This window comes from Micromonospora sp. C41 (assembly GCF_018070485.1).
In the GTDB taxonomy this organism is placed as follows: Bacteria; Actinomycetota; Actinomycetes; order Mycobacteriales; family Micromonosporaceae; genus Micromonospora; species Micromonospora chalcea.
This window is the reverse complement of sequence record NZ_JAGPXP010000004.1, coordinates 48208-67397: the sequence shown is the minus strand read 5'-3', so window position 1 is coordinate 67397 and position 19190 is coordinate 48208. Positions and strand designations below refer to the sequence as shown.

At 74.5% G+C, this 19190-nt stretch carries 17 protein-coding genes; 10 read left to right on the top strand and 7 right to left on the bottom strand.

Annotated features, from left to right (window positions below; translation table 11 throughout):
- Positions 1-12 precede the first annotated feature (12 nt).
- Positions 13-174, bottom strand: coding sequence for a hypothetical protein (locus KBX43_RS06110; protein WP_166457212.1), 162 nt, complete (start codon positions 172-174; stop codon positions 13-15).
- A 154-nt stretch (positions 175-328) separates the two neighbouring features.
- Here KBX43_RS06110 and KBX43_RS06105 point away from each other — a divergent pair, with 154 nt between their 5' ends.
- The 7 genes from KBX43_RS06105 to KBX43_RS06075 all read left to right on the top strand — a co-directional run bounded on the left by KBX43_RS06105 (position 329) and on the right by KBX43_RS06075 (position 11225).
- A complete protein-coding gene (locus KBX43_RS06105; protein ID WP_210883638.1) occupies positions 329-1210 on the top strand; it encodes a TIGR00730 family Rossman fold protein in 882 nt (293 codons plus the stop codon).
- Positions 1211-1212: 2 nt separating this feature from the next.
- Positions 1213-1758 carry a TIGR00730 family Rossman fold protein gene (locus KBX43_RS06100; protein ID WP_104115151.1) on the top strand — a complete coding sequence of 182 codons (546 nt, stop codon included), beginning with the start codon at positions 1213-1215 and terminating at the stop codon, positions 1756-1758.
- Positions 1759-1999: 241 nt separating this feature from the next.
- Positions 2000-5635, top strand: a complete 3636-nt coding sequence (locus tag KBX43_RS06095) for an ATP-dependent helicase (RefSeq protein ID WP_210883833.1) — start codon at positions 2000-2002, stop codon at positions 5633-5635.
- Complete coding sequence (locus KBX43_RS06090) at positions 5632-9036, top strand: ATP-dependent helicase (protein WP_187694457.1); 3405 nt, start codon at positions 5632-5634, stop codon at positions 9034-9036. Before KBX43_RS06095 ends, KBX43_RS06090 begins: the two co-directional genes overlap by 4 nt.
- Positions 9037-9240: 204 nt before the next feature.
- Positions 9241-9444 carry a cold-shock protein gene (locus KBX43_RS06085; protein WP_013288421.1) on the top strand — a complete coding sequence of 68 codons (204 nt, stop codon included), beginning with the start codon at positions 9241-9243 and terminating at the stop codon, positions 9442-9444.
- Positions 9445-9622: 178 nt separating this feature from the next.
- Positions 9623-10876: a DEAD/DEAH box helicase gene (locus KBX43_RS06080; RefSeq protein WP_030503654.1), complete on the top strand. Its 1254-nt coding sequence runs from the start codon at positions 9623-9625 to the stop codon at positions 10874-10876.
- A gap of 163 nt (positions 10877-11039) precedes the next feature.
- Positions 11040-11225: a hypothetical protein gene (locus tag KBX43_RS06075; RefSeq protein WP_209963125.1), complete on the top strand. Its 186-nt coding sequence runs from the start codon at positions 11040-11042 to the stop codon at positions 11223-11225.
- A gap of 149 nt (positions 11226-11374) precedes the next feature.
- On the opposite strand, the gene KBX43_RS06070 is transcribed toward KBX43_RS06075, so the two are convergent.
- From KBX43_RS06070 to KBX43_RS06055, 4 genes are read right to left on the bottom strand one after another with little or no spacing between them, the layout of a single operon-like run.
- A complete protein-coding gene (locus KBX43_RS06070) occupies positions 11375-11818 on the bottom strand; it encodes an Rrf2 family transcriptional regulator (protein ID WP_069087336.1) in 444 nt (147 codons plus the stop codon).
- 4 nt (positions 11819-11822) lie between these two features.
- Positions 11823-12707 (bottom strand): ABC transporter permease, encoded by an 885-nt coding sequence (locus KBX43_RS06065; RefSeq protein ID WP_210883636.1) that lies wholly within the window; start codon positions 12705-12707, stop codon positions 11823-11825.
- Positions 12697-13476, bottom strand: coding sequence for an ABC transporter ATP-binding protein (locus tag KBX43_RS06060; protein ID WP_030503658.1), 780 nt, complete (start codon positions 13474-13476; stop codon positions 12697-12699). Before KBX43_RS06060 ends, KBX43_RS06065 begins: the two co-directional genes overlap by 11 nt.
- Positions 13473-14534: an ABC transporter substrate-binding protein gene (locus KBX43_RS06055; RefSeq protein WP_064447905.1), complete on the bottom strand. Its 1062-nt coding sequence runs from the start codon at positions 14532-14534 to the stop codon at positions 13473-13475. The genes KBX43_RS06060 and KBX43_RS06055 overlap by 4 nt, the downstream gene beginning before the upstream one ends.
- A gap of 148 nt (positions 14535-14682) precedes the next feature.
- Here KBX43_RS06055 and KBX43_RS06050 point away from each other — a divergent pair, with 148 nt between their 5' ends.
- The 3 genes from KBX43_RS06050 to nudC are packed head-to-tail and all read left to right on the top strand — an operon-like array spanning position 14683 to position 18277.
- Positions 14683-15993, top strand: a complete 1311-nt coding sequence (locus KBX43_RS06050) for a pitrilysin family protein (protein WP_210883634.1) — start codon at positions 14683-14685, stop codon at positions 15991-15993.
- Positions 15990-17333, top strand: coding sequence for a pitrilysin family protein (locus KBX43_RS06045; protein ID WP_210883626.1), 1344 nt, complete (start codon positions 15990-15992; stop codon positions 17331-17333). Before KBX43_RS06050 ends, KBX43_RS06045 begins: the two co-directional genes overlap by 4 nt.
- Positions 17330-18277 (top strand): NAD(+) diphosphatase, encoded by a 948-nt coding sequence (gene nudC, locus KBX43_RS06040; protein WP_210870515.1) that lies wholly within the window; start codon positions 17330-17332, stop codon positions 18275-18277. Before KBX43_RS06045 ends, nudC begins: the two co-directional genes overlap by 4 nt.
- 195 nt (positions 18278-18472) lie before the next feature.
- On the opposite strand, the gene KBX43_RS06035 is transcribed toward nudC, so the two are convergent.
- Positions 18473-18742, bottom strand: a complete 270-nt coding sequence (locus tag KBX43_RS06035) for a hypothetical protein (RefSeq protein WP_064447902.1) — start codon at positions 18740-18742, stop codon at positions 18473-18475.
- 196 nt (positions 18743-18938) lie between these two features.
- Positions 18939-19178: a DUF397 domain-containing protein gene (locus KBX43_RS06030; RefSeq protein ID WP_064447901.1), complete on the bottom strand. Its 240-nt coding sequence runs from the start codon at positions 19176-19178 to the stop codon at positions 18939-18941.
- Between the last annotated feature and the right edge of the window lie 12 nt (positions 19179-19190).

Below are 19190 nucleotides of genomic sequence, written 5' to 3'. Positions count from 1 at the left end.
GGCCCCGGATCGTCAGACGCTGGTCGTCAGGGGCGCGTCCGCCTCGCCGGTCTCGCCGGTGAGGTCGGTGCGGTGGGTCTCCATCATCCGGGCGCGGCGGCGCTCGGCCACCACGTCGCGGATCCGCCGCTGCATCTGACGGCGAATCCGGATCATCTCGCTGTTACTGATCAACGCTGGCTCCTCCCCCGAAGGCGCGTCGCCCGGGGTATACCGGGTATGTGAATAGTAAGACGTACGAGCCAGCGATTTAGTTGCCCGTATCCCAGATTTTCTTCGGCTCCCGGGCCAGCGCGTCCCGCCGGATCCGCTCCATTACGGTGACCACATGGGCGAGAGCAGCGGGAAGTCGGCTGGGCAGGGGCAGCGGGGGGAGACGCGTCGGGTGGAACGGCACCGCGGTGCGGTGACGCTGCGCAACCGGGCGATTCCGACGAGTACCGCTGATCAGCGACTGCTCGACTCCCGGGGACGCAGCGACTGGAAGACCAAGGACGCCTGGCGGGCCCTGCGGATCCTGTCCGAGTTCGTCGAGGGCTTCGACACCCTCGCCGACCTGCCCCCGGCGGTGAGCGTCTTCGGCTCCGCCCGCAGCAAGCCGGACAGCCCGGAGTGCCGGATGGCCGAGGAAGTGGGCGCGGCACTGGCCCGGGCCGGCTACGCGGTGATCACCGGGGGCGGCCCCGGCGTGATGGAGGCCGCCAACCGTGGCGCCGGCGAAGCCGGCGGCCTCTCCGTCGGGCTCGGCATCGAGCTGCCGTTCGAGCAGGGCCTCAACGACTGGGTCGACCTGGCCATCGACTTCCGCTACTTCTTCGCCCGCAAGACCATGTTCGTCAAGTACGCCCAGGCGTTCGTGGTGCTGCCCGGCGGCTTCGGCACCCTGGACGAGCTGTTCGAGGCGCTCACCCTGGTGCAGACCGGCAAGGTGACCCGGTTCCCGGTGGTGCTGATGGGCACCGACTACTGGCGCGGACTGCTCGACTGGCTGCGTACGACGATGGCCGCCGAGGGCAAGATCGGCCCGGCCGACCTCGACCTGATCCGGCTCACCGACGACGTCAACGAAGCGGTCCGGCACATCGTGGAGGCCGAGGCGGTGCTCTCCGCCGAGCAGGAGGCGGTACGCGAGGAGGCGGTCGCCCGGGTCGCCGCCGACCAGCGCGCCGCCGCCGAGGCCGCCCCCGAGGGCCCGGCCGGACGGAGCTGAACGTGGCGAACGTCTGTGTCTTCTGCGCGTCCTCCCGTACCCTCGACGACCGCTGGCTCGCGCTGGCCACCGAGACCGGCGCGGAACTCGCCCGGCGCGGTCACACGCTGGTCAGCGGCGGCGGCTGCGTCGGCATGATGGGCGCCGTGGTGGAGGGCGCGCGGGCGGCCGGCGGCCGCACCATCGGCGTCATCCCGCAGTCCCTGGTCGACCTGGAGGTCGCCGACCTGGACTCCGACGAGCTGCTGGTGACCGACAGCCTGGCCGACCGCAAGACGCTGATGGACGAGAAGTCCGACGCGTTCGTGGCGCTGCCCGGCGGCCTGGGCACGTTGGACGAGCTGTTCGAGGTGTGGACCACAGCCACCCTGGCCCTGCACGCCAAGCCGATGGTGATCGTCGACGTGGACGGCTTCTACCGGCCGCTGCTCGACTGGATCCGCGGGCTCGGCGAGCAGCGCTTCCTCAAGCCGGCCGCGCTGGACCTGCTGATGGTCGCCGACAGCGTGCCCGCCGCGCTCGACCTGATCGACGCCCGCCTCACCTGACGCGCGCCCGGCCACCCGTGCTTGTTCACCACCGTCTCGGCGTGCTTGATCGACACCACTTCGGGGAGGTGGTGGTGTCCGGGCGCGCGTGATGCGGCCACTTCGCCGAGGTGGCGTGAACGCATGGAGCCGGGCGTGGGGCGGAGCCGGCAATGGTGCGCGCCGCGGGCAAGGTGAGCTGGTGACGGGCGGGACGACTGTCGGTTTCCGGGTGTCGTACCGGCGTGGTGGGATGTCGGTGATGCAGGCGTACCGGTTGGTGCGCCGGCCCGGCGGCGCGGGGGCGGGGGTCACCCACGACGCCGGGGCGGGGCAGGGGGTGGGTCGGTCCGGTGGGCCGGCCGAGGCGGAGCCGCGATCCGGGGGGTCGGCGGGCGATGCCGCGCACCCACAGACCGCCACGCCGCACGACAGCGCTTCGCCGCAGACCGAGACCGGGGTGTCGTCACCGTCGGCCGCTTCGGCGGGGACCGGGGCCGGGGCGGGCACGAACGTCTCGCGCCGGGTCGATCCGGTGCAGGCCGAGGTGGTGGCGCACACCGACGGGCCGATGCTCGTCGTCGGTGGTCCCGGCACCGGCAAGACGTCCACGCTCGTCGAGGCGGTCGCCGCCCGGGTGGCCGAGGGCGTCGACCCGGAGCGGATCCTGGTGCTCACCTTCGGCCGGCGGGGCGCCACCGAGCTGCGCCACCGGATCGAGGCGCGTATCGCCGGGGACGGACACCGCGTGGTCCGCGAGCCGCTGGTGCGCACGTTCCCGGCGTACGCCTTCGGGCTGCTGCGCCGCGCGGCGGCCGAACGCGGCGAGCCCTCACCGCGGCTGCTCACCGGCCCGGAGCAGGATCTGATCATCCGCGAGCTGCTCGACGTGGTGGGGGAGGAGCCCGGCGACGACCCGGTCGGCTGGCCGGAGGACCTGCGCCCCGCGCTGCGTACCCGGGCGTTCGCCCAGCAGCTGCGCGACCTGCTGATGCGGGCCGCGGAGCGCGGCGTCGGGCCGGTGGAGCTGGCCCGGCTGGGCGAGAAGCTGGGCCGCGCCGACTGGCCGGCCGCCGCGCGTTTCCTGCGCGAGTACGTCGCCGTGCTCGCCCTGCGCGACGTGAGCAACAGGGGCTCGGTCGCGTACGACCCGGCGGAGCTGGTGCGGGCCGCCACCGGCATGCTGCTCGACGATCCCGAGCTGCTCGCCGCCGAGCGCCGCCGCCTGGCCCACGTGTACGTCGACGAGCTGGCCGACACCGACCCGGCGCAGCTCGACCTGCTCGCCGTGGTGGCCGGAGGCGGGCGGTCCCTGGTGGCGTTCGCCGACCCGGACTCGTCCACGTACGCCTTCCGGGGCGCCGACCCGGCCGGCGTCGCCACGTTCCCGCACCGCTTCCGCACCGCCTCCGGCGCGCCGGCGGCCCAGGTCACGCTCACCACCTCGTACCGGGCCGGGCCGGAACTGCTCGCGGCCACCGCCCGGCTGGCCCGACGGCTGCGCGGCCCGGCGGCGCACCGGCGGCTGCGCCCGCTGCCCGATGCGCCGGCCGGAACGGTGGAGGTACGGACGTTCCGCTCCGCCACCAGCGAGTCGGCCTGGCTGGCCCACGCGTTGCGCGAGGCACACCTGCTCGACGGCGTGCCGTGGTCCCGGATGGCGGTGCTGGTCCGCTCCACCGGCCGGCAACTGCCGTCGCTGCGGCGCGCGCTGCACACGGCCGGGGTGCCGACCGTCGTGCACGGCGAGGACCTTCCGCTGCACCTCCAGCCGGCGGTCGCCCCGCTGCTGCTCCTGCTGCGCTGTGCGCTCGAACCGGACCGGCTGGACGACGAGGCCGCTGTCGCGCTGCTGCACTCGCCGCTGGGCGGGGCCGACCCGCTGGCCGAGCGGCGGCTGCGTCAAGGGCTGCGGGCGCTGGCGCTGGCCGGCGGCGACCGCCGTCCCTCCGGCGACCTGCTGGTGGAGGCGCTGCGCGACCCGGCCGAACTGTCCACCATCGAGCGCCGCTGGGCGGCCCCCGCGCAGGCCGTGGCGCACCTGCTGGAGACCGCCCGGCAGGCCGCCGCCACCCCGGGCGCGACGGTCGAGGACGTGCTCTGGGCGGTGTGGCGGGAGAGCGGGCTGGCCGAACGCTGGGCCGGGGCGATCACCAGGGGGCGGGCGGCCACCGGCGAGCACGAGACCGCCCAGCGGTGGCGGGCCGAGGCCGCCGACCGGGACCTGGACGCCGTACTCGTGCTGTTCGACGCGGCGGCCCGGTTCACCGACCGGCTGCCCGGCGCGCGTACCGAGGTGTTCCTCGACCACGTTCTCGGGCAGGAACTGCCCGCCGACACGCTCGCCGCCGCCGCCGACCGGGGCGACGCGGTACGCCTGCTCACCGCGCACGCCGCGAAGGGCCTGGAATGGGACCTGGTCGCGGTGGCCGGGGTGCAGGAGGGCGTCTGGCCGGACCTGCGCCTGCGCGGCAGCCTGCTCGGCTCGGAGCGCCTGGTCGACGTGCTGGCCGGTCGCGCCGACGGGGCCGGCCTGCGGGCCAGCCTGGTCGGGCAGACGTCGGCGTTGCTGGACGAGGAGCGGCGACTGTTCCACGTGGCGATCAGCCGGGCCCGGCGGCGGCTGCTGGTCACCGCTGTGGCGTCGGCGGCGGTCGGCGGGGACGACCACGAGGAGCAGCCGAGCCGCTTCCTGCACGAAATCGCAGCCGCCGACCCACCCGCCACCGGCGCAGGCGGCACCGCCCCGACCGGCCCGGACCCGACCGGCCCGGACCCGACCGGCCCCGGCCCGGCCGGGAACGGACCGACCGGCCAGGTCACGCGCGGGCAAACCGCTGACGGGCCGGTGCCGCACGGGGACGAGCATCCGCAGGACGGGCCGCCCGCCGTACTCCCGGTCACGCTGCCGCCACGCGGTCTCACCCTGTCCGCGCTGGTGGCGGAGCTGCGTACCGCTGTCACCGACCCGGCGGCGCCGATCACCCGGCGGCACGCGGCGGCGGGTGAGCTGGCGCGGCTGGCCGCCGCCGGGGTGCCCGGCGCGCACCCGGACGACTGGTGGGGGCTGCGCGGCCTCTCCGACGACCGGCCGCTGGTCGACGAGGGCGAGCCGGTGCGGGTCACCCCGTCGGCGATGGAGAGCGCGTTGCGGTGCAGCCTGCGCTGGCTGCTGGAACGGCACGGCGGCAGCGGGCCGGCGAGCGCCGCGCAGGGCGTCGGCAACCTGGTGCACGCCGCCGCGATGCTGGCCGAGGACGCCAGCGTCGACCGGGAGGCGTTGCTGGAGTACGTGGCCGCGCGGTTCGACGCGATCGAGCTGGCCGCCCGGTGGATGGCCGGCCCGGAGCGGCAGCGCGCCGAGGCGATGGTGGACAAGCTGCTGCGCTGGCTGGCCGGCAACCCGCGCCGGCTGCTGGCGATCGAGCACGAGTTCGCGGTCCGCCTCGACGATCCGTCCCGCCCGATCGAGCTGACCGGCCGGGTCGACCGGCTGGAGGTCGACGCCGAGGGGCGGCTCGTGGTGATCGACCTGAAGACCGGCAAGTCGACGGCGGTCACCGAGCGGGAGGTGGCCGAGCATCCGCAGCTCGGCGCGTACCAGGCGGCGGTGGAGGCGGGCGGGTTCGCCGAGTTCGGCGAGGAAACGGGCGGGGCCGCGCTGGTGCAGCTCGGCACCGGCGCGCGGGACGCCAAGGAGCAGACCCAGGCCGCGGCCGGGGAGGGGCCGGAGGCCGGGTGGGCCACCGCGCTGGTGCGCCGTACCGCCGACACGATGGCCGCCTCGACGTTCGCCGCGGTGGCCAACTCCAAGTGCCGGGTCTGCCCGGTACGCACCAGCTGCCCGGTCTCCGGCCAGGGCCGCCAGGTGGTCGAGCCGCCACCGGAGAACTCATGAGCGTTCAGCCGGCGCTGTTCGGCGCCTCCGCCACGCCCGCGCCGCGCGCGGCCGACGCCGGGCCCCGCTACACGCCCGTCGAGCTGGCCCGGCTGCTGCGGCTGCCCGCGCCCACCCGGGAACAGGCCGCGATCATCGCCGCGCCGGTGGAGCCGCTGCTGGTGGTCGCGGGCGCCGGCTCCGGCAAGACCGAGACGATGGCCGCGCGGGTGGTCTGGCTGGTCGCCAACTCCTACGTGCGCCCCGAGCACATCCTCGGCCTCACCTTCACCCGCAAGGCGGCCGGCGAGCTGGCCCACCGGGTCCGGACCCGGCTCGACCAGCTCATCCGGCGGCTCGGCCGGCAGGGGCGGGACCCGCACGACGACCCGCTGGCGGGCGAGCCGACCGTGTCCACGTACCACTCGTACGCCGGGCGGATCGTCACCGAGCACGGGCTGCGCGCCGGGTACGAGCCGACCACCCGGCTGCTCACCGAGGCGTCCCGCTGGCAGCTCGTCGACATGCTGGTGCGCAACTACGACGGGGACATGTCCGAGGTGGACCGGATGCCGTCCACCATCACCGACGCGGTCCTGGCGCTCGCCGGTGAGCTGGACGAGCACCTGGTCGACCCGGACGAGCTGGCCGGCTGGACCGGCCGGTTCTTCGCCGAGGTGCAGTCGCGTCCCGGCCGGGTCTACGCCGACGTGCGCAAGGCGCTCCAGCTCCAGCGGACCCGGCTGAAGCTGCTGCCGCTGGTGCGCGCGTACGCCCGGCGCAAGGACGACTTCGAGGCGATGGACTTCGCCGACCAGCTCGCCCGCGCGGCCCGGGTGGCCCGCGACCACCCCGGCGTCGGCGTGATCGAGCGGGACCGGTTCCGGGTGGTGCTGCTCGACGAGTACCAGGACACCAGCCACGCCCAGGTGGTGCTGCTCAACGCGCTGTTCGGCGGCGGCCACCCGGTCACCGCCGTGGGCGACCCGTGCCAGTCCATCTACGGCTGGCGCGGGGCCAGCGCCGGCACGCTGGACCGGTTCCCGGCCGAGTTCGCCCGCACCGACGGCAGCCCCGCCGACGTGCTCAGCCTGACCACGAGCTGGCGCAACCGGCCGGAGATCCTCGGTGTCGCCAACACGCTGTCGGTGCCGCTGCGGGCGGCCGGCGCGCGGGTGCCGGAGCTGCACGCCGCGCTCAGCGTCCGCGACCCGATCCCGCACCGCACCCCGGGCGGGCAGGCCGCCGGCACCGTGCACTGCGCGCTGCTGGAGACGTACGCCGACGAGGCCGACTGGATCGCGGACAGCGTGCTGGCGGCCTGGCGGGGCGCGGCCGGGATGCCCGGCGCGCTGCCCGAGCACATCCCGGCCGACCGCCGCCCGACCACCGCGGTGCTGGTGCGGCTGCGCAGCCAGATCCCGGCGATCGAGGCGGCGTTGCGCGCCCGTGGGCTTCCTGTCGACGTGGTCGGCCTGGGCGGGCTGCTGGACACCCCCGAGGTACGGGACGTGGTGTGCACGCTGCGCGTGCTCGCCGACCCGACCGACGGGGCGGCGTTGCTGCGACTGCTCACCGGCGCGCGCTGGCGGATCGGCCCGCGTGACCTGGTCGCCCTGCACCGCCGCGCTCGCGCGATCGCCCGCAGCCGCCGGGAACTGACCGGCGACGAGGGCCCGGAGATCACCGTGGACGTGCTGGACGAGGCGACGCTCGTGGAGGCGCTGGCGGACCTGGGGCCGGCGCAGGCGTACTCGGCCGAGGGCTACGCGCGGCTGCGCTCGTACGGGATGGAACTGGCGCTGCTGCGCTACCGCCTGGACCAGTCGCTGCCGGAACTGATCGCGGACATCGAGCGGACCATCGGCCTCGACGTCGAGGTGGCGGTCCGGGCCGGCCGGGACGGCGCGGGCGACGCCGGGCTGGCCCGCGCGCACCTGGACGCGCTCGGCGACGTGGCGGCCCGGTTCAGCGGCGAGACGCCCGGCGCGACGCTCGCCGGTTTCCTCGCCTACCTGGCCGCCGCCGAGGACGAGGAGCGTGGGCTGGCGCCGGGCGAGGTCGAGGTGGTGGCCGGCGCGGTGCAGGTGCTCACCTCGCACGCCGCCAAGGGCCTGGAGTGGGACGTGGTGGCGGTGGCCGGGATGACCCGGGGCGTCTGGCCGGGGCCGGTGCGCAACTCCGACCACTGGCTGGGCGGGCTGGGCGTGCTGCCGTTCCCGCTGCGCGGCGACGCGGACGGGCTGCCCGAGCTGGCCCTGCCGGAGGCGGAGGACCAGCGCGGGGTGGCCCGGGCGCTGACCGAGTTCACCGACGACTGGCGGGCGCACGACGAGCGGGAGGAGCGCCGGCTGGCGTACGTGGCGGTGACCCGCCCCCGCCGCCTGCTGCTCTGCTCCGGCTACTGGTGGGGGGAGGGGACCAAGCGGTTCCGCGGCCCGTCGGTGTTCCTGCGGGAGGTGCACGACGCCTGCCTGGCCGACCCGGACGGCCGTGTGGTCGACGCGTGGACGCCCGAGCCGGCCGGGGACGCGGTGAACCCGACCACCGAGACGGTGCTGCGGGCCGAGTGGCCGGCCGACCCGCTGGGCGCCCGCCGGCCCGCGCTGACCGAGGCGGCGGCGCTGGTCCGCCGGTACCTCGCCGACCCGGAGGTGGCCCGGCGCGAGGCGGCGCTGCTCGCCACCACCGGCGCGGCGGAGGACGCCGAGGTGGCCCGCTGGCGGCGTGAGGCCGAGCTGCTGCTCGCCGAGCGGGCGGAGCTGGCCCGGCAGGCCGAGGCGGTCGAGGTCGAACTGCCCGGCCATCTCTCGGTGACCCAGCTGGTGGCGTTGCGCCGCGACCCGGAGGCGCTGGCCCGTACGCTGCGCCGCCCGATGCCCACCGAACCGACGCCGTACGCCCGGCGCGGCACCGCGTTCCACGCCTGGCTGGAGCAGCGCTTCGGCGCGGACCGGCTGCTCGACGTGGACGAGCTGCCCGGCGCGGCGGACGAGGACGCGGCCCCGGACGAGGCCCTGGTCGAGTTGCAGGAGCGCTTCCTGGCCAGCGAGTGGGCCGACCGGGTGCCGGTGGAGGTGGAGGTGCCGTTCGCCACTGTCGTCGCCGGGGTGGTGATCCGGGGCCGGATGGACGCCGTGTTCGCCCGCCCGGGCGGGCGCTACGACGTGGTCGACTGGAAGACCGGGCGGCAGCCCACCGGCCGGGAGGCCGACGCGGCGGCGGTGCAGTTGGCGGTCTACCGGCTGGCCTGGGCGGAACTGGCCGGGGTGCCGGTGGAGCGGGTCGGCGCGGCGTTCCACTACGTCCGGGACTCGGTGACCGTCCGCCCGGCCGACCTGCTCGACGCGGACGGGCTGGCCGATCTGGTGGCCGCCGTGCCGGAAATCCCGGGGGATCTACCGCAGCGCACGAGTCCGTGATACGTTGTCCGGGTTGCAGTTTTGGTTTCCAGAGACTCTGTGTGCGCCTGGCGGATTGTGGCCCCAGGCGCTCTTTGTTGTGTCCGGAGTTCTCCGGGCGGGGCGACCAGCAGCGACAGGCACCCCGCGTATTCCACGCGCGGGGTGCTCCTCTCCGGCCCGCAACACGTGCGGGCCGACCGTTCCGTCAAGGAGACGAAACACATGGCAATTGGCACCGTCAAGTGGTTCAACGCTGACAAGGGCTTCGGCTTCATCACCCCGGACGACGGCGGCGCCGACGTCTTCGCCCACTTCTCGGCGATCCAGACCTCCGGCTACCGGAGCCTGGACGAGAACCAGCGGGTCGAGTTCGAGGTGACCCAGGGCCAGAAGGGCCCGCAGGCGGAGAACATCCGCCCGCTCTGATCTTCGGATCAACCGGCACCACCACCGCGCCCTCTCGGGCGCGGTGCACGGGCCGGCCCGCCTCTGCCGGGCCGGCCCGTCCCTTTCGGTTCGTGCTTGTGACCACCGGTGACGCCGGTGACGCGCCGCAGCCCGGCGCCCTTCCTCGACACGTGCCGCCTCGAGGAAGGCTTTCCGCATGACCACGACCCTGCCCACGTTCGCCGCCACCGGCCTGGCGCCGGCGCTCGTCTCCGAGCTGACCGCGCAGGGCATCTCCGCGCCGTTCCCGATCCAGGCGGCCACGCTGCCGGACTCGCTGGCCGGCCGCGACGTGCTCGGCCGGGGCCGCACCGGCTCCGGCAAGACGCTCGCGTTCGGGCTGCCGCTGCTGCACCGTACGGCCGGCCGCCGGGCCCGCCCGGGCCGTCCGCTCGCGCTGGTGCTCGTACCCACCCGGGAACTGGCCGCGCAGGTCACCGCCGCGCTCACCCCGTACGCTGCCACGCTCGGGCTGCGCTGCGCCACAGTGGTCGGCGGGCTCTCCCTGACCCGGCAGGCGGCCGCGCTGCGCGCCGGCGCCGAGGTGCTGGTGGCCACGCCGGGCCGGCTGCACGACCTGATCGATCGCGGGGACGCCCGGCTGGACCAGGTGACCATCACCGTGCTGGACGAGGCCGACCAGATGGCCGACATGGGCTTCCTGCCGCAGGTGACGAAGCTGCTGGAGCAGGTCGCGCCGGGCGGGCAGCGGATGCTCTTCTCGGCCACCCTGGACCGGGGCGTGGACCGGCTGGTCCGCCGATTCCTGGCCGACCCGGTGACGCATTCCGTCGACCCGGGCACCGCCACCGTCACCGCGATGACCCACCACGTGCTGCACCTCGAGGCGGACGACAAGCAGGCCGCGCTGGCCCACATCGCCGCCCGCGAGGGCCGCACCATCGTCTTCATCGCCACCAAGCACCGCGCCGACCGGGTGGCCCGGCAGTTGCTCGCCAAGGGCGTACGCGCCGCGGCGCTGCACGGCGGCAAGTCGCAGCCGCAGCGCACCCGCATCCTGGAGCAGTTCCGCACCGGCCAGGTCACCGCGCTGGTGGCCACCGACGTGGCGGCCCGGGGCATCCACGTCGACGGGCTGGACCTGGTGGTCAACGCCGACCCGCCCGCGGAGGCCAAGGACTACCTGCACCGGGGCGGCCGGACCGCGCGGGCCGGCGAGTCGGGCACCGTGGTCACGCTGGTGCTGCCGGAGCAGCGCCGCGACGTCGCCCGGCTGATGAGCACCGCGGGCATCAACCCCAAGACCACCCGGGTACGCCCCGGCGACAGCGAGCTGAGCCGGCTCACCGGCGCCCGGGAGCCGTCCGGTGTGCCGGTGACCATCGCCGCGCCCGCTGCCGCGCACCCCGCCCCGGCGACCCGGCCCCGTCGGCGTCCGCGCCGCCGCTGACCGCGCCTGACCGGCTCGGCTTCGAGCGGGCCGGGTGATCGTTCCTGAGTCGGGAATCAGTCGACGTTCGGTCGGCTGTCCGACTGTCCGGCCTCGCCGTGGCGGCGATGCTGTCGGGCGGGGAACCGGTCGGGGGGTCGGCCGGACGCGGAGGGAGCGGTTCATGGCGGGGGAAGCCGGATCGGGCGGTGCACGGGAAGTGCTGCTGGTGCTCGCGGTGGCGGGGGCCGGCCTGGCGCTCGCCGCGATGGCCGCGTTCGGGCCCTGGCGGCCCTCCGACGGCGGCTCGCCGGATCGCGGCGCCGCCCGCAGCTTCACGCCCGGGATGAGCGTCCCGCACGCTCAGTAGCCCCGCCGGGCGGATGATGCCCGGAAAGCGATATGACTCTCAGGTATAAATATGCCCGAGAGTCATATCGGCCAGGAGTCATGCCCTCTGTGGCCGACAACGGCCGGGTCCGCGACCCCGCGCGCCGTCGCCCTGTGACCGGACGCGCGTCAGGGTGCCGTCGCCCGGTCGCTCAGCAGGTCGGCGAGCGTGGTCCGGTCCACGACCAGGGCGATCGCGCCGTCCACCGCCAGCCACACGTCCCGCAGGCCGGTGGCCACGCCGTGGTAGCCGGCCCGGTCGGCGGGGATGCCCCGGACGCTGGTGATCGCGCCACCCACCGCGCGGAGCACGTCGCCCACGCTGATCTCGTCCGGCGGGCGGGTCAGCGCGTACCCGCCCTCGGTGCCGCGATGGCTGTGCAGCAGCCCGGCCCGCCGCAGGTCGAGCAGGATCCCCTGGAGGAAGCTGAGCGGGATGTCCTGGCTCTCGGCCAGGCTCGCCGCCTTGACCAGCTCGCCGCCGCCGGACACCGCGTCGCCGGGGGTACCGGCGGCGTCGGCGACGGCGAGCATGGCCCGGAGCGCGTAGTCGGCGCGCGCGGAGATGTACACGACGTCAGTTGCCGGCCTGGTCCAGCACGCCCCAGCGGCGGCGGATCGCCTTGTCGGCGGCACCGAACGCGGTGTCCACGAGCAGGCCCACCACCAGGATGACGATCATGATGGCCATCAGCCGGGGCGCCTCGCTCAGTTCACGCGCGTACGTCAGCTGTGCGCCGATCGAGGTGCGGGTGGCGATGACCACCAGCAGCTCACCGGCCATCAGGCTGCGCCAGGCGAACGCCCAGCCCTGCTTGAGCCCGGCCACGATGGCCGGTAGCGCGGCCGGCGCGATCACGTACCGGTAGAGGTTGAGCCCCCGGGCGCCGAGGTTGCGGCCGGCGCGGACCAGCAGCGGCGGCACGTAGTCCACGCCGTGGATGACGCCGTTGGCGACCGACGGCGCGGCGCCGAGCACCACGACGAAGAAGATCGCCTGCTCGCTGAGCTGGAACAGCAGGATGGCCAGCGGGAACCAGGCGATCGACGGCATGGTCTGCAACGCGGTGATCATCGAGCCGAGCGCGGCCCGGAGCACCTTGACCCGGGCCACGCCGAGGCCGAGCAGCAGGCCGACCGCGACCGCGGCGGCGAACCCGACCGCCGCCCGCCGGGCGGTGGTGGCGAGGCCCTCCCAGAGCGCCGAGCTGAGCAGGTACTCCCCGAGGTCGCCGAAGACCACGGCCGGGCCGGGCAGCGCCCACGGCTCCTTCCACCCGGACCAGACCACCGCCTGCCAGATCGCCACCGCGAGCGCGAGCGCGGCGAGCTTGGGCCAGGTGGCCGACCACAGGCGGTGTACCCGGGACGGGCCCTTCTCCCGGCCGGCGATCTCCAGCGCGTCGAGCCCGGAGATCTCCGCGTCGGCCCGCGCCGACGCGGACAGGGTGTCACTGGCCATGCCGGCCCACCTCCTTGCGCAGCCGGTCGGTGACCTCGGCGGCGATGGCCGAGACCTCCGGCGAGTCGATCCGCCGGGGGCGCGGCACGGCGACCTCGGTGGAGTAGATGATCCGGCCGGGCCGGCTGGAGAGCAGCACGATGCGGTCGGCGAGCCGGGCCGCCTCGCGGACGTTGTGCGTGACGAACAGGACGGTGAGCTTGCGCTCGGTCCAGATCCGCTCCAGCTCGTCGTGCAGGATGTCGCGGGTCATCGCGTCCAGCGCGCCGAACGGCTCGTCCATCAGCAGCACCGGCGTCTCCAGCGCGAGCGTGCGGGCCAGCGCGACGCGCTGCCGCATGCCGCCGGAGAGCTGGTGCGGGCGCTTGCGGCCGAACTCCGACAGGTGGACCGTGCGCAGCAGCTCGGCCACCCGCTCCTTGCGCTGGTCGCGGGGGAGACCGCGCAGCTTCAGCGGCACCTCGACGTTGCCCTCGACGGTGAGCCAGGGGAACAGCGCCGGCTCCTGGAACATGAGCCCCGGGTTGACGCCCTCGCCCAGCTCGATGGTGCCGCCGCTGGCCCGGTCCAGGCCGGCGACCAGGTTGAGCAGCGTGCTCTTGCCGCAGCCGGACGCGCCGACCATGCAGACGAACTCGCCGGGCGCGATGTCCAGCGACAGTCCGTCCAGCGCCAGGACGGCCTGGTCGCCCTGGCCGTACACCTTTGTGACGCCGCGCAGCGCGACCGAGCCGGTCGCGCTGCGCGGGGTCGTGGTCGTCGACGTCACGGCTGGCTGACCTCGGCCTTGCCCTGCGCCTTGAGGACCTCGTTGAGGTACTTGAGGTCGTACAGGCCGTTCAGGTCGACCGGCTGGGTCAGCCCGACCGCGACGGCGTGGTCCAGGCCGGTCTTCAGTGAGGCCGGGATCGGGTCGTTTGTGAACTCCAGCGTCGGCCAGGCCTGCTTGATCAGCTTGAGGTCCAGCGGCTTGCCGGTGATCTTGCCGATGTGGTCGGAGATGGCCTGCTGCGCCTCGTCCGGCTTGGTGTTGACGAACTCGTTCGCCGCGACCTGGCCCTCGACCAGCTTCTTCACCACGTCCGGGTGTGCCTTGAGGAACTTGGTGCTGACCAGCAGGTTGGTGATGACGAACTTCTTGTCCGGCCAGAGGTCACGCTCGTCGACGAGCACCTTGCCACCGGCGTTGACCAGCCGGGAGACGAACGGCTCGGGCACCCACGCGCCGTCGATGGCGCCGCTGCCGAACGTCTCGATCGTCTGCGCGTTCTCCTGCGGCACGATCTTGACGTCGCCGCCGCCCTCCTTGGTGGTCTCCAGGCCCTTCTCCTTGAGCCAGAAGCGCAGCGCCACGTCCTGGGTGTTGCCGAGCTGCGGAGTGGCGATCTTCTTGCCGCGCAGCTGCTCCACCGAGGTGATGCCGGGCTTGACCACGAGCGCGACGCCGCCGGACGCCGCGCCGGAGATGACCCGGACCGCCTCGCCCTTGGACTTGGAAAAGGCATTCACCGTCGGGTTCGGGCCGATGTACGTGGCGTCGAGCGCGCCGGAGAAGACGGCCTCGATGGCGGCCGGGCCGGCGTTGAAGGTCTTGGTGTCCAGCTCGACGTCGCTGCCGAGTTTCTCCTTGAAGATCCCCTTCTCCACGCCGACCACGGCCGGGGCGTGCGTGATGTTGGGGAAGTAGCCCAGGCGCAGCGTGACCGGGCCGGACCCGCCGGCGGCGTCGCTGTCCTCGCCGCAGGCGGCGGTGGTGCCGAGCGTGGCCGCGCCGACCGCGGCCAGGGTCGCCAGGGTGACCAGGCGGCGCAGGGGAAGCCCTCTCATCGAATGTCCAATCCGCAGTATTCCTATTTAGTTGGTAGGAAGAGTGGGGCAAGTGGCCGTCGGCGTCAAGACCCGTCCCGCAACAGTCCACCGTTCGGCCAGGGCACACCGGCGATAGAGCCGGTACGGAAGCGCTAATGTCGATCTCGTGTCCACGCGGAGAGCGAAGATCCCAGCGACGAAGTACCCGGCCGAACGGTTCACCCTCGACAACGGCCTGCGTGTGGTGCTCACGCCGGACCGCAGCGCCCCGGTCATCGGGGTGGCTGTGGTCTACGACGTCGGCATCCGCTCCGAGCCGGAGGGACGCACCGGCTTCGCCCACCTCTTCGAGCACCTGATGTTCCAGGGGTCGGAGAACCTGGAGAAGCTGGCCCACTTCCGGCACGTCCAGGGCGCCGGCGGGACGTTCAACGGCTCCACCCACCTGGACTACACCGACTACTTCGAGACGCTGCCCGCCAACGCCCTGGAACGCGCGCTGTTCCTGGAGGCCGACCGGATGCGCGGCCCCCGGCTGACCGAGGAGAACCTGCGCAACCAGGTCGACGTGGTCAAGGAGGAGATCCGGGTCAACGTGCTGAACCGGCCGTACGGCGGGTTCCCCTGGCTCACGTTGCCCCCGGTCATGTTCGACACCTTCCCCAACGCGCACGACGGCTACGGCTCCTTCGACGACCTGGAGTCGGCGACAGTGGCCGACGCCGCCGACTTCTTCCGCCGCTACTACGCCAGCGGCAACGCCGTACTGGCGGTCAGCGGCGACATCGACGTGGCCGAGGCGACCACGCTCATCGAACGGCACTTCGGCGACGTGCCAGCCCGTCCCGCCCCGCAGCGGCCCGACTTCGCCGAGCCCGACCTGACCACCGAGCGGCGCAGCACGTACACCGACGCGCTGGCGCCGCTGCCGGCGGTGGCCGGCGCGTGGCGCGTGCCCGACCCGGTCGACGACTTCGCCGGCTACCTGCCCTACGTGGTGCTGGCCGAGGTGCTCACCGACGGCGACGCCTCCCGGCTGGTCGAGCGGCTGGTGCAGCGCGACCGGTTGGTCACCAGCCTCGGCGGGTACGTCGGTTTCATGGGCGACCCGTTCGACGTGCGCGACCCCACCGCGCTGCTGCTCCAGGCGCACCTGCCGCCCGGCGGCGACGTGGACAAGGTGCTGCGCACCATCGACGAGGAACTGGACCGGCTGGCGACCGACGGGCTGACCGACGGAGAGCTGGCGCGTACCCAGGCCCGGATGGCCACCCACCTGCTGCGCGACACCGACGCGGTGCTCGGCCGGGCGCTGCGGATGGCCGTGCTGGAACAGCAGCGCGGCGAGCCGGGCCTGCTCAACGAGCTGCCCCGGCTGGTCGGCGCGGTGACCGAGGACCAGGTCCGCGCCGCCGCCGCCACCCTGCGGCCCGAGCGCCGCGCGTCCGTCGAGGTCGTCGCCGGAGGAGCCCGATGAGCACGAGTACGACCACCGCCACCGCCGTCCGGCCGCTTCCGGCGCTGCGCCCGAACCGTCGCCTCAAGGTGCCCAAGCAGGCCGAGCGCACGCTGCGCAACGGCCTCACCGTGATCGCGGTACGCCGCTCCGCCGTACCGCTGGTCGAGCTGCGACTGTGGATGCCGTTCGGGCGCACGCACCTGGCCCGCGGCGCGATGCTGGCCCAGACCATGCTCGCCGGCACGCAGGCGCACAGCGCCACCGAGATCGCCGCCGAGCTGCAGAAGGTCGGCGGCGGACTGACCGCCGGGCTCGACCCGGACCGGTTGATGCTCTCCGGCGCGGGCCTGGTCACCGGCCTGGACCGGATGCTGGAACTGCTCGCCGAGGTGCTCACCGGCGCCAACTACCCGGCCGACTGGGTGGAGACCGAACGGGACCGGCTGGTCGACCGCATCCAGGTCGCCCAGAGCCAGCCCTCGCACCTGGCCCGAACCGCCCTGCTCAAGCGGGTGTACGGCCGCCACCCGTACGCCGTGCAGACGCCCGACCCGGACCAGGTCCGGGCGGTCCGCCCGGCCGCGTTGCGCCGGCTGCACGCCGAGCGGGTGCACCCGGCCGGTGCGGTGCTCGTGCTCGTCGGCGACGTGGCGCCGGAGCGGGCGCTGGACGCGGCCGAGCAGGCGCTCGCCGGCTGGCGCGGCGACGGCCACGTCGCCGAACTGCCGCCCGCGCCGCCGCTGGAACCCGGGCCGCTGCTGCTGGTCGACCGGCCCGGCTCGGTCCAGTCGTCGCTGCGCCTCGCCCTGCCCGCGGTGCCGCGCACCCACCCGGACCACGCCGCGCTGCAACTGGCGAACCTCATCTTCGGTGGCTACTTCTCCTCCCGCTGGGTGGAGAACATCCGCGAGGACAAGGGCTACACGTACGGGCCGCACTCGCTCGTCGAGCACTCGGTGGCCGGTTCGGTGCTCATCGCCGGCGCCGAGGTGGCCACCGAGGTGACAGCGGCGGCGCTGGTGGAGACGAACTACGAGCTGGGCCGGCTCGCCACGGTGCCGCCGAAGGCCGACGAGCTGGAGCAGGCCCGCCAGTACGCGCTCGGCACGCTCCAGCTCGGCATGTCGACCCAGGCCGGGCTCGCGTCGCTGACCAGCGCGTACGCCGGCAACGGGCTGCGGCTGGACTTCCTCGCCGAGCACGCAGCCCGGCTCGCCGCCGCGACTGTGGACGACGTGGCCGAGGTGGCCGCCCGCTACCTGGCGCCGGCCCGCGCGGTCACCGTCGTGCTCGGCGACGCCGAACGGGTGGCCGACTCGCTCGCCGCGCTGACACCGGTGCGTACGGAATCCGCATGAGCGGCGAGCCCGCGCCGCCGCTGGCCCGGTCCACGCTCGACCGGGCCGCCCACCGGCGTACCGACCCGGCCTGGCTGGCCGAGGCGTGGGAGCGGGCGCGGGTGCTGGTGCTCGACTCCACCGCCGAGGGGCGTGCCCTGGTCCGGGGCGTGGCGAGCCCACCCGAACTGGTCCTGGTCGGCCCCGGCGACCTGCCCGAGGTGCCCCGGTCGGTGCCGATGTTCCTCGGCGTCGAGCCGGACGGCGTGCCGGTCTTCGCGGTCGACGGGCCGCTGCCGGCGCTGCCGGAAACCCGCCCGGCGCACCTGCGCGAGGTCGGCCACCTGATGACCGACCGGGACGCGGGCCTGTTCACCACCGCGCTGGCGCTGCTCAACTGGCACCTGCGGCACGGCTACTCGTCCACGACCGGGAAGGCGACGCAGGCCGACGAGGCCGGCTGGTCACGGATCGACCCGGGCGGCGACCGGGTCTGGCCGCGTACCGACCCGGCCATGATCGTGCTGGTGCACGACGGCATGGACGGCGCGGACGGCCGCTGCCTGCTCGGCAACAACGCGGCCTGGCCGCGCACCCCGGGACAGCGCCGCTACTCCTGCCTGGCCGGATACGTCGAGCCCGGCGAGTCGGCCGAGGCCGCCGTGCTCCGCGAGGTCCGCGAGGAGGTGGGCGTCCCGGTCGAGGAGATCGCGTACGTGGGCAGCCAGTCCTGGCCGTTCCCCGGCTCGCTGATGCTCGGATTCCTGGCCCGCGCCGACGCCGACGCGCCGATCCGGGTCGACCTGGCCGAGATCGCGCACGCGCGCTGGTTCACCCGCCGGGAGATCGGGGCCGCGCTGGCCGGCGAGCCGGTGCCGGTGGGCGGGGGAGACCGGCTGATCCTGCCGCCGCCGTCGTCGATCGCGCTGTTCCTGGTGCACCGCTGGCTCGACGGCCACTGCTGACCCGCCCTGGTTCCGCCCGCCCGCCCGTCGGGTTGGGGCGTTTCGGCTGGCGGGCGCAGGGCCGGGCGGGCACGGTCCCGGCCCGGACCGTCGTTGCCGCGACGGTCGCGGGCCGGGAACACGGGCCGTCGTGGCCGGGTGAGGCGATGATCGGCGGGGGAAGCCGGTCCGGCCACGACGGACGTCAGCGTCCGGTCATCCACCGTGCCAGCGGTACGGCTGCCCCGGTGCGGGCTCCTCGATGGGCAGCACCTTGACCCGGTGCCGGCCGGCGCGTACCGCCCCGACGGCGGACAGCGCTCGGGCGAGCAGGAGCGCGGCGTCCCGGTCCTCGGCGTGGACGACCTGGCGGCGGGGTTCCGGCGTGCTCGTCTCGTCCCGCAGGCGGCCCCCACCGGCCCAGGCGGCGGCGATGTCGGCGTCGGCGGCGGTACGGATCTCGGTGCGGACGATCAGGAACCGCATGGTGTCCCCCGGAGAGTGGACGGTTACCCGCTGGAACTTCCACGTCACTCCCGCGTCATGTTACGCCGATGTGTCCTCCCGACAAGTGGAACGCGCCACCTCGACCGATCGGGGGATGCCAGGTCAGCACCGTTGTCGGGGCCGGACACGCGAGGGGCCGCCGACGTGACGCCGACGGCCCCGAACGTTCGCCGGATCAGTCCAGATCGAACTGACCGTTCTTCGCTCCGGCGAGGAAGCCGAGCCAGCCGGCCCGGTCGAACAGCAGGACCGGCCCGCTCGGGTCCTTGCTGTCCCGCAGCGCCATGGTCGCCGGCCCGGTGCCGAGCGGCGCGACCTCCACGCAGTTGGAGGTCTGGCTGCGGGTGCTCTTGCGCCAGGCGGCGCCCACGAGCTGTCCCGAGAGGGCGGTCGTGCTGGTACGGATCTCGTTCATGGTGCTTGCTCC